This window comes from Plantactinospora sp. B24E8 (assembly GCF_039871735.1).
In the GTDB taxonomy this organism is placed as follows: domain Bacteria; phylum Actinomycetota; class Actinomycetes; order Mycobacteriales; family Micromonosporaceae; genus Plantactinospora.
The window spans coordinates 22,989-29,613 of sequence record NZ_JBDPMH010000054.1 but is presented as its reverse complement, the minus strand read 5'-3'; the positions used below and the strand labels follow the sequence as shown (position 1 = coordinate 29,613).

At 71.8% G+C, this 6,625-nt stretch carries 5 protein-coding genes, 1 pseudogene and 1 riboswitch; of the genes and pseudogenes, 4 read left to right on the top strand and 2 right to left on the bottom strand.

Annotated elements, in window-relative coordinates:
* The first annotated feature begins 216 nt into the window (after window positions 1–216).
* Window positions 217–348: riboswitch (cyclic di-AMP (ydaO/yuaA leader) on the top strand.
* 3 nt (window positions 349–351) lie between these two features.
* The 4 genes and pseudogenes from ABGB21_RS35840 (at window position 352) to ABGB21_RS35825 (ending at window position 4,604) form a co-directional block, all read left to right on the top strand.
* Window positions 352–1,356: a hypothetical protein gene (locus ABGB21_RS35840; protein ID WP_347658297.1), complete on the top strand. Its 1,005-nt coding sequence runs from the start codon at window positions 352–354 to the stop codon at window positions 1,354–1,356.
* A 158-nt stretch (window positions 1,357–1,514) separates the two neighbouring features.
* Window positions 1,515–2,390: pseudogene (locus ABGB21_RS35835) on the top strand (cation diffusion facilitator family transporter); the annotation flags it as partial.
* A 167-nt stretch (window positions 2,391–2,557) separates the two neighbouring features.
* Window positions 2,558–3,061 carry an O-acetyl-ADP-ribose deacetylase gene (locus ABGB21_RS35830; protein WP_347681615.1) on the top strand — a complete coding sequence of 168 codons (504 nt, stop codon included), beginning with the start codon at window positions 2,558–2,560 and terminating at the stop codon, window positions 3,059–3,061.
* A gap of 34 nt (window positions 3,062–3,095) precedes the next feature.
* Window positions 3,096–4,604, top strand: a complete 1,509-nt coding sequence (locus ABGB21_RS35825) for a hypothetical protein (RefSeq protein WP_347681613.1) — start codon at window positions 3,096–3,098, stop codon at window positions 4,602–4,604.
* 63 nt (window positions 4,605–4,667) lie between these two features.
* On the opposite strand, the gene ABGB21_RS35820 is transcribed toward ABGB21_RS35825, so the two are convergent.
* Window positions 4,668–5,732, bottom strand: coding sequence for a M20/M25/M40 family metallo-hydrolase (locus ABGB21_RS35820; RefSeq protein WP_347681611.1), 1,065 nt, complete (start codon window positions 5,730–5,732; stop codon window positions 4,668–4,670).
* 86 nt (window positions 5,733–5,818) lie between these two features.
* Window positions 5,819–6,232 carry a hypothetical protein gene (locus ABGB21_RS35815; RefSeq protein ID WP_347681609.1) on the bottom strand — a complete coding sequence of 138 codons (414 nt, stop codon included), beginning with the start codon at window positions 6,230–6,232 and terminating at the stop codon, window positions 5,819–5,821.
* Window positions 6,233–6,625 lie beyond the last annotated feature (393 nt).

The following is a 6,625-nucleotide window of genomic DNA, read 5'->3' as shown; positions in this document are numbered from 1 at the left end:
TCGCGCTGATCCGCTCCTACCTCGCCACCGCCACCGCACACGGCCGCAACATCATCAACGCCCTCACCGAACTCGCCGCCGGCCGTCCCTGGCTACCCACCGCCGTAACCACCACCTGATCAGTCACTTCGGGGCATTCGGGTCTTGCCATTACGGAAGCGAAACCGGGTATGCTGTCTGCCGTTCATATCACCGCCGGGGACCAAATGGTGCCGGCGCTGATCGCCGCCTAATCGCCACCTGGCGAGCCGGGGACCCAGGTACCCGGGGTGAATCCGCGACAGCGGTAGGGACATCTTCCATCCCGAACCCGTCAGCTAACCCGGTCGGCGGCCGACGGAAGGGATACATGTGAGGGCACCCCTACGCCGAAGGTTGGCGCTTGCCCTGGCACTGCTCACCGCGGCATCGCTGATCGTGGCTCCGTCTGTGGCGTCGGCGGCACCCAAGCCGGGCCCGGACGGGGAGGTCGAGACACCGCTGCTCGGTGACGTACTCGCCACGACGGGGAAGCGGTACGCCGAGGCCAACGCCGCGCTCAAGAAGTCCCAGAAGCGGCAGAAGGAACTCACCAAGAAGCTCGAGGAGGCGCAGGCGGAACTGGACGCGCTCGCGCCGGAGGCGAGCGAGATCGCGGCGGAGTCCTACCGGGCGGGCAAGCTCAGTGCCGTGTCGATGATGCTGAACAGCTCGTCGTCGGAGTCCTTCCTGGACCGGGCCGCCGCCCTGAACGAGTTGAACCTGCTCAACAACCAGAAGCTGCGCCGGTTGAACGAGGCACGCGAGCAGGTCAACACGGCCAAGGAAGCGGTCGACGCCGAGGTTGAGAAGCAGAAGGATGCCCGCAAGGTCATCGACAAGCAACGGACCGAGGCGCAGAAGGCGCTCGCCCTGGTCGGTGGCCGGAGTCGGCCGAACAAGGGCCTGGTCGACGCGGAGTCGCCGGTTGCTCGGCCTGGTCCGGGGATGGACGACGGCTTCCCGCCGTTGTCCTGCAACCAGGATGATCCGACCACGGGTGGTTGCATCACCGCTCGTACGCTGCACATGTACAAGGAGGTCAAGCGGGCCGGCTTCAACCGGTTCGTCGGTTGTTACCGCCCCGGTGGGCCGTACGAGCACCCCAAGGGGCGGGCCTGCGACTGGTCGCTGCTCAACAGCGGGTTCGCCCCGGCCGCGAACAACGACCAGATGAAGTACGGCAACAACCTGGCCGCCTTCCTGGTCCGTAACGCCGACCGGCTCGGCATCCTGTACGTGATCTGGTACAGGGAGATCTGGGCTCCGGCCACCGGCTGGACGTCCTACAGCGGTGCCAGTGACCATACGGACCACGTGCACGTGTCGATGTTGTAAGCGGCGTCACGCGAGAGCCGAGCAGTACCGACCGCCCCGCCACCCGATTCCCGGGTGGCGGGGCGGTCGGCATTCTGACACCCACTTCCAACTTGCATACATAGCGATGTCCGCATACTTTGACGGCGGCAGGAACGGACGTACGCCGGAGGTGGAGGATGGGCGCGGGGCACGACCACGGGAACCCGCTGACCTGGGCCGGACACCGGCACCGCCGACCGCTCTGGCTGGCCGTCGGGCTGCTGGCCCTCTACATGCTGGTCCAGGCGGTCGCCGCCGGGCTGACCGGTTCGCTCGCCCTGCTCTCCGACGCCGGGCACATGTTCACCGACGTACTCGGCATCGGGATGGCGCTGGCGGCGATCACCGCCGCCGGCCGCGCGTCGAAGGACCCCCAACGCACCTTCGGCCTCTACCGACTGGAGGTGCTCGCCGCACTGGCGAACGCGGTGCTCCTCTCCGGTGTCGCGCTCTACGTCCTGGTCGAGTCGGTCCGCCGGATCGGTGACCCACCCGAGGTCGCGGCCGGCCCGATGCTGGTGGTCGCGCTCGGCGGCCTGGCCGTGAACGTGGTCGCCTTCCTGCTGCTGCGCAGCGGCGCCAAGGAGAGCCTCAACCTGCGCGGGGCGTACCTGGAGGTGCTCGGGGACCTGTTCGGCTCGGTCGGCGTCATCGTCGCCGCCCTGATCATCGCCACGACCGGCTGGCGGTACGCCGACCCACTGGTCGCCGTCGCGGTCGGCCTGCTCATCCTGCCCCGGACCTGGCGGCTGGCGGTGGCCGCCGGCCGGGTACTGGTGCAGGCGGCGCCGCCGCACGTCGACGTCGCCCGGGTCCGGACCGCCCTGGCCGGACTCGACGGGGTGACCGCGGTGCACGACCTGCACGTCTGGACGCTCACCTCCGGCATGGACGTCGCCTCCGCGCACCTCAACGTCGACGCGCGGGCCGACGTGACGGACGTCCTGGTGGCGGCCCGGCGTCGGCTGCACGACGAGTTCGGCATCGACCACGCCACCCTGCAGATTGAACCGCCGACCGGGGAGAAGCTCTGCCACGGCGGTACGTCGTGCGAGTGGAGCCCGGCCGACCCGGCGGCGAGCGGCGACGCGGGCGGGCGGTCGGCGGACGGGGCGAAGCCGGCGGCGGTGGCCGGGCCGACCGGCGTGCCCGGCGGGCCCACGGCTGGCATCATCAGCCGATGACGACGATCGAGGTGGTTTCCGGTGACATCACCCGGGAGCGGGTCGACGCGATCGTGACCGCCGCCAACGAGTCGCTGCTGGGTGGCGGCGGGGTCGACGGCGCCATCCACCGGGCCGCCGGCCCGCGACTCGCCGAGGCCGGGGGAGCGGTCGGCCCCTGTCCGCCCGGCGAGGCGGTGGCGACCCCGGCCTTCGACCTCGACCCGCCGGTCCGGCACGTCATCCACACCGTCGGACCGGTCTGGGAGGGTGGCGACCACGGCGAGGCCGAGGTGCTCGCCTCGTGCTACCGCCGCTGCCTCGCGGTCGCCGACCGGATCGGGGCCCGCAGTCTCGCCTTCCCGGCCATCGCCACCGGCGTCTACGGCTTTCCGCCCGACCAGGCGGCCCGGATCGCGGTGTCGACGCTGCGGTCCACCCCGTCGAAGGTGGAGCGGATCCGCCTGGTCGCCTTCGACGAGCAGACCCGGGACCTGCTGAACGCCGCGCTCCGAACGTGAGGAGGAAACTCTGCCCGACACCTTCAACCGGTCGGTGCTGACCGCCGTACCGTTGCTTCGTGGCCTCGCCGGCAACCCGGCCCTCCCGGCCGACCTGCTGGACAGCATGATCACCTCCGCCGACGCCGAACTCGCCACGGAACTCGCCGAGAGTGCCCGGCTCTCCCCGGCACAGGCCGGACAGCTCGCCGAAACCGGCGGAACCGACACCCGGATCCGCCTGGTCCGGCGCGGCCTGCTCGGCGCCGATCAACTGCGCCGCCCCGAGCCGTCGGTGGTGCTGGCTCTGCTCGACACGGCCGCGCTGCCACCGGACCGGGCCCTGGAGCTGATCCGGCATCCCGACCCGTCGATACGGGCTGACCTGGCCGCCGTTCCCCAGCTGACCGCCGACCTCGTCGTACGGCTGGCCGACGACGAGGAACCGGACGTCGTCGCCGATGTCGCGATGCGGGAGGACCTGACACCCGAACTGGCCGGGACACTGGCCCGACACCCGCACGCCGCCGTACGAGCGGCGCTTGCCCGTAACGAGCGGACCCCGCCGCACCTACTGGCCGCGCTGGCCGCCGACGGTGGGCGCCCCGCGCTCCGGCACTGCCATGCCTGCCAAGGGCGACCCGACCGCCAGTACGGGCGTTGGTGCGACGGTGCGCACGAGGGGGCCGTCCTGACGATCCAACTCGCCACGGTGACCAATCCCGCTACGCCGGCCGCCGCCCTCACCGGCTTCCCTGACCATCCCGACACGTTTCTCCGGTCGATGCTGGCGACCCGACCCGACCTGTTGCCGACGGCGTACCAGCGGCTGGCCCGGGACCCGGTGCTGGGCGTCCGGTGCAACCTGGCGGCCAACCCGGTCATCGGTGAGCTGATGATGCGTCGGCTCGCCTCCGTCGACGACAACCGCCACGAGGTGCGGCGGCAGCTCGCCGAAAATCCCGCGCTGCCCCTGGACCTGCTCGCCGGCCTGGCGCAGAGCACCCGGATCGGCCCCACGCTACTGCCCCGGATCGCCAACGCGAACACCGACGAGGTCCTGGCCCTCGCCGAATCGACCGTGCCGGCCGTACGGATGCTGTTGGCGCACCGGCCCGAGCTGCCGGAGCCGGTGGTACGGCGGCTCGCGTCCGACCCCGACGCGAAGGTACTCAAGGCGATCGCCCCGAATCCGGCGGTCAGCGAGGAGCAGTTGTGGGCCATGGTGGAGCGGCACGGAAACCGGGTCGCCGCCGCGGTGGCCCGCAACCCGAACTGCGGCCCGGACCTGCTGCTCGGGTTGGTCAGACGGCACCCGTCGAGCTGGCGTCTCCATCGGGAGGTCGCCCGCCATCCGAACGCCGGTCCGGAGGCGCTGCGTAGTTGCCTGGCCCACGAACGGGTCCGCCCACTCGCGGCCCGGCACCCGGGTCTTTCGGTTCCCGTCCTCCTCGAACTGCTCGTCGACCCAGAGGAGGACGTGGTGTTCGCCGCCGCGGGCAATCCGGCGTTGCCGCGTACCGCAATGGAGGCGGCGTTGGCCGGTGAGCCGTTCGAGGGCTGACGCGGTGTGCCGCCAGCCCCGGCGGGACGTGGTCCACCCGCCCGACGACGCCGAGGGACCACCTCAGGGGTGGGCGAGCGGTGATGTCGCCACGGCGGTGGCGGCCACGATGTCGGCCATCCGCCGGTAGTCGAGGGTCTCCGGGGTGTCGCTTGGCCGGTGGTAGTGCGGGTTCCGGAAGTCGGCGGTGTCGGTGAGCTGGACCGCCGGTACGCCGACCGCCCAGAACGGCTGATGGTCGCTGCGGGCGAAGTGTCGGGTCGCCGGGACGTATCGGCGGAGCAGCGGGCCGACGACCGGAATGTCGAGCGGGTCGCGGGCCAGGATCGCCGTCCCGGACCCGGCCAGGTGGGTCAGGCACTCGCCGATCAGCCGGGCCAACGGTCGTGACGATCGACGGTACGCCACCAGGGTCCAGTCGCCACGCCAGCCGCGTCGGCCAGCTCGCCGGCGCTGCCCGGGGAAGACCAGCGAGGCACCGGGAGGCAGGGTTTGGCTGCGCGGCTCCCGGGAGTAGTAGCCGACACACTCGAAGACCACCACGGCGGCCGGCCGCTCGGCGCCGACCGCTTCCGCGTCAGTCCCGTCCACCTCGATCCGGTCCGTGCCGGTCAGTTCGGCGGCGAGGGCGCGGGAGCCGTGCAGGCCGGTCTCCTCCTCGTCGAAGACGGCGAGCCGCACCGGCGCCGCGAGGCCGTGGCTGGGCAGTAGCCGGGCGAGTTCCAGCAGGCAGGCGACCCCGGACGCGTTGTCGTCGGCGCCCGGACTGCCGAACACGGTGTCCAGGTGCGCGCCGAGCAGCACCGTCGACGCAGGCACGGCCGGTGGACGGGCTGTCGCCGGTGGACGGGCGAGCAGGTTGACCCCGGGGGTGGTGCGCCCCGGCAGCGGAAACGGCCGCCGCTCGACCAGCCAACCGGCCTGCTCCAACTCCCGGACCACGTACGTCTCGGCCCGGGCCAGCCCGTCCGGGGCGTGCCGCCGGCTCCGGGGCGCGTCGAGGCGCTCGACGTGCTGGCGCAGCCGTCCCTCGTCGACCGCGGCGCGTACCGCGTCGAGCTGTGCCGCGAGCGGAACGGCCAGTGGTCGGAGCCGGGGATGCGCGGTCAGGACCATCCAGAACTCCACAGGGACGATGCCAAGGGGTGCCGTGATCATGGCATCGGTCGGCAATCCGGTCGACCCCGAGGAATCGACTAGAGTCGGTCGGTCGATCAGGTCGCCGGGTGCAGCCCGGTCCAGGAACGGTCGTCGGGACGCTCGGCACGCCACTGGTCGAGCAGTTCGGCGGCCCGCTGTTCGGGGGCGCCGAGCAGCATCGACCTGCGGCCCGCCTGCACCGTCCGTTCCTGGGTGACCGAACCCTCGCTGCAGCAGTTGCAGAGCGGCTTCACCGTGTCGCACACCTCGGCACCGAGGTTGTCACGGGCGAACATCTCGTACAGCGCCTCGACGTCGTCGGGTGCCGACGCGGTCACGGTGACCGAGAGGGTGGGCAGCTCGGACGCGGTGAAGAGGAGGATCTCGTCGAAGACCGGGACCTGCTGGCCCTGGAAGACCCGCTCGCCGTTGGGTACGCCGTCGTGCAGCACGACCTCGCCGAACCGGCGGCCCGGGTCGAGAGGCACGTTGAGCACCCGGGCCCCGGGTCGGGCAGAGCCGCTGGGCCCACACCACCTCCTGACCGCCCGCCGTGTTGATCCGTACGCAGGTGGGGCCGAAGTCCTCCAGGATCTCGCCGTCGCCGGGCGGGATCGGCAGCCCGTACCCCTGCCAGCAGTCCCGGGCCGTGGACCAGTCCCGCAACACGGTCGCGACGATTCCGAGGTTCCAGAACGCCGGGTCCTGCCTGCCCCGAGGGGACCGCGCCGCCGCCTCCCGACCCAGCTCGTACGCCTTCGGCCAGTCGCGGAGGAACTTGTACGCCAACGCCGCGTCGAACCAGAGCTTGTCGCTGCCCCGGGCGTCCGGTGCCTGCCGGACCGCCCGTTCCAGCAGCTCGCCGGCGCGCGGCCAGTCTT

Bases quoted from the DNA above. Each gene is read 5' to 3' on its own strand.
- ABGB21_RS35830 (WP_347681615.1), top strand. From the start codon at position 2,558: ATGACGACGATCGAGGTGGTTTCCGGTGACATCACCCGGGAGCGGGTC.